General features: G+C 64.4%; 3 protein-coding genes. 2 read left to right on the top strand and 1 reads right to left on the bottom strand.

The features are described from left to right. Positions 1-60 precede the first annotated feature (60 nt). Both ACZ5K7_RS48205 and ACZ5K7_RS48200 read left to right on the top strand, forming a co-directional pair. A complete protein-coding gene (locus ACZ5K7_RS48205) occupies positions 61-1,584 on the top strand; it encodes an ATP-dependent nuclease (protein ID WP_468924942.1) in 1,524 nt (507 codons plus the stop codon). Next, positions 1,581-2,435 (top strand): hypothetical protein, encoded by an 855-nt coding sequence (locus ACZ5K7_RS48200; protein ID WP_468924941.1) that lies wholly within the window; start codon positions 1,581-1,583, stop codon positions 2,433-2,435. The genes ACZ5K7_RS48205 and ACZ5K7_RS48200 overlap by 4 nt, the downstream gene beginning before the upstream one ends. A 47-nt stretch (positions 2,436-2,482) precedes the next feature. Here the strand turns inward: ACZ5K7_RS48200 and ACZ5K7_RS48195 are convergent. After that, positions 2,483-3,645, bottom strand: a protein-coding gene (locus ACZ5K7_RS48195) for an IS3 family transposase (protein WP_468924939.1) whose coding sequence is annotated in 2 segments (ribosomal slippage) — positions 2,483-3,358 and positions 3,361-3,645 — 1,161 coding nt in all. Because the reading frame shifts where the segments join, the coding sequence is not laid out codon by codon here. Positions 3,646-3,714: the final 69 nt, after the last annotated feature.

Here is a 3,714-nt window from a genome sequence, read left to right as displayed (position 1 = left end):
TGAAACGATCAGTTAGGACTACAGTGTGATCAAGGGTGAGCTGGGGGATGAGGTGGCGTCATGCAGTTCGTCGTGGTGGAAGGGTCACGGGATCTACCTGCGGGGTTCGACGGCGCCTTTCTGGTGCCGGACAACTGGAACGACTACGGCTTCGTGACGCTGTACAAGTTGCGCATCAAGCGTCGCGGGAGTGTTTCGCAGACCGTTGGCGGTGTCCGGATCGGGCATGTTGAGATGGGGTCAGGTGCCCGTGGTGAGTTCAACGCCACGGAGGATCGGCTGCCACGCCGATTCACAGCTCTTGACGAGGACTTCTTTAGCCTGGGCGTCGATGACCGGTACTACGAGGCGCTCAGCACGCTGACTGATAGCGAGAGAGTCAGCGTGCTGACTGCCCTGCGAGACGTCGCATACGACTACAGCGACGAGGTTGTGGACCGTTTGCGGGATCTGCGTGTCTTCAGAGACTCCCTGATGCGGGACGTCCGCCATCCTCAAGCGGAACTGGAGCGCCTGCACCTCATCGCTCGAGGCCGAGAGCGGGTCGTCACCTTCGAGTGGGACTATACGCCTCCCCGACCTCCCGATGCTGGCCGTGAACCGCCCAAGTTGCAGTTCCGTGCCATCCCGGCGTCACTGCCGCCGAGCAACGTACACGCGCTGATCGGCCGTAACGGAGTGGGCAAGACCAGCATGATGCGTGCGATGGCTGCCGGGGTGGCCTCGGGAAGTATCGAGGTCAGACAGCTCACGACGTCCCGATCGGCCCAGGTCACACCGAACGTGGTGCTGGTGTCCTTCAGCGCCTTCGATGAACTACTTCACCACCCGGACGCTCCTGCGGCGTTCGCGTACATCGGGCTGCGGGACGGCAGTGATCCGCAGCGTCTGAAGACGGGTGAGGACCTGTCCGAGGAATTCGCAAGCAGTCTTGCCACGGCCCGTATCGGTGCCCGGCGCAGCCGCTGGGAACAGATCATGGCTACGCTCCGGTATCCGGAGTCCGGTTTTCTGGACGACTACGAAGGCGACCTCGAAGCGCTGTTGTCCGAGGGATCTGACCGCCGGTTCGAAGCCGCTGCGAAGCAGCTCTTTGAGCCGATGAGCTCTGGCCACAAGATCGCTTTGCTGACCTTGACACGGCTGGTACAGGAAGTGACCGAGCGCACGGTTGTCTTCGTGGACGAGCCCGAAGCCCACCTTCATCCACCCCTGCTCTCGGCGTTCATCCGCGCCCTGTCGGACTTCCTGTCCGACGTCAACGGCATGGCGGTCGTGGCTACGCACTCACCGGTCGTCCTGCAGGAGGTACCGCGGTCGTGCGTCTACACGCTGCGCCGCTACGGCGACGTGGTGAAAGCCGAGCGGCCCCAGATGGAGACATACGGGGAGAACGTCAGCGCACTCACGCACGAGGCATTCGGCCTGGAGTCCGCCGCCACCGGCTTTTACGCCGCCTTGGCCAGGGAGGTTGACGCGGGGCGGAGCTACGAGGACATTCTGGCGGACTTCGAGTCCCTGGGCAGCGAAGCCCGCGGTCTGCTGCGTGTCCTCACCCTCCGCCGGGAGGGAAGCACCTCATGATTCCGATCGACCCTCCGGCCATGACGGTGAAAGACACACTGACGGCCGTCTGCAGACGCCTGCAGGACCCCGTCCTGAAGAAGCGGCTCCTGGCCCGCGAAGCAGACCTGTCCGCAGCCGAGAAGAAGTACACCTACTTCGCCGAGCAGGACCGGCTCTACGCACTTGCCATCTACGAGCGGGACGCCGAGAAGAAGACACCGGACCGTGACGGAGCACATCTGAAGGCCCTCTACAGTACAGGGCTGGTGGGGCGTCGCGACGGGAGAAGGAAGTACGACGAGCTCAAGGCCCGCGCACCGTTCGGGCGCTGCCTCCTGTGCGGCAACAGTGAGATCGGTTCGCTCGATCACCACCTGCCCAAGGAGGCGCTGCCGCTGTACGCAATTTGTCCGGTCAACCTGGTGCCGGCCTGCGGCAAGTGCAACCAGATGAAAGGCGATCGGATCGGCATCACCGCTGGCCAGCGCACTCTGCATCCCTACTACGACCGCCCCGGCGAAACTGGCCGGTATCTCGTTGCGGACATCACGGGCTGGCCCGTGCAGTTCCGCATCCAGGCCTTGCCCAACTGGGACGCTGAGTTCCGTGCCCGCGTGGAGTACCACTTCGACACATTCCAACTGGCTGACCGCTATGCCGAGTTCAGCGTGTCCGTGGTGACTGCGGACCAGTGGCTGCACCAGCAGATACGAAGCGAAGGAGGCATACCCGCCCTGACCGATCACCTATATGAGGCCGCTAAGCAGCACGCCCGTACACATGGGCCAAACGCCTGGGATACAGCCCTGCGCTACGGGCTAGCCAGCAGTGATTGGTACCTCCATCACGGCGTCGATGAAGCCCCTTAACTGATCGTTTCAGAAGGGTCTGGTGCAGGTTCAGGTGACAGGTTCGGTCACGCGGCCTGGAGGGCCGATTTGGTCATGACGGTCTCGAATTCGACGGGTGTCAGCCGGCCGAGTGCGGCTTGTCGGCGGCGTCGGTGATAGGTCCGCTCGATCCAGGAGACGATCGCGATCCGCAGTTCCTCGCGGGTGGCCCACCTCCGGCGGTCGAGGACGCTCTTTTGCAGCAGGCTGCTGAAGGAGTCCATGGCCGCGTTGTCGCCGGCTGCCCCGACCCTCCCTATCGATCCGACCATGCGGTGCCGGTCCAGGGCCCGGACGAACTTCCGGGACCGGAACTGCGAGCCGCGATCGCTGTGCAGGATGCACCCGTCGACGTGTTCACGTCGGGCCACGGCGTTGTCGAGGGCGGTCACGGCCAGGCGGGACTTCATCCGCGCGTCGATGGAATAGCCCACGATCCTGTTGCTGAACACATCCTTGATCGCGCAGAAATACAGCTTGCCTTCACCGGTGGCGTGTTCGGTGATGTCGGCGAGCCACAGCCGGTTCGGGCCGGTCGCGGTGAAGTTGCGGCTCACGAGATCATTGTGCACCGGCGGGCCGGCCTTCTTGCCCCGGCCACGATTCTTGCCGAACGCGCTCCACCAGCGGTTGTCCCGGCAGATCCGCCACGCGGTTCGGTCCGCCATCCGAGCCCCGGCACCACGCGCTTCATCGGCCAGGAAGCGGTAGCCGAATTCCGAGTCGTCGCGGTGGGCGTCGAACAATGCGTTCGCGCGGTACGACTTCTCCAGTGCGGCGTCGGCAACCGGCTTGTCGAGCCAGCAGTAGTAGGGCTGTCTGGCGAGCTTGAGCACCCGGCACGTCACCGTGACGGGCACCCCGTCCACGGCCAGCTCTTTCACGAGCGGGTAGATCCTTTTCCCGGCAGATGCGCCTGCGACAGATAGGCCGCGGCCCGGCGGAGAACCTCGTTCCCCTGCTCCAGCAGCTTGATCCGCCGCCGAGCTTCCCGCAGCTCGGCGGCCTCCTCGCTGGTCACTCCGGGCTTGGTCCCGTCATCGATGTCCGCGCGACGCATCCATTTCCACAACGTCATCGGGTGAACCCCGAAGTCGGTGGCCACCTGCTCCACCGTCACCCCCGGCCCGTGGTTCCTCGCGACCCGCACGACGTCCTGGCGGAACTCTTCGGGATACGGCTTGGGCACAGCGACATCCTTTCCACCCGCCCCACAGGGCAGGCCAGTTCAGATGTCACCCGATCGTGCAGCAGACCC

It is taken from the genome of Streptomyces sp. NPDC031497 (assembly GCF_055580905.1).
Note: the sequence above shows the minus strand (reverse complement) of the source record. Positions and strands in the feature narration are given on the sequence as shown.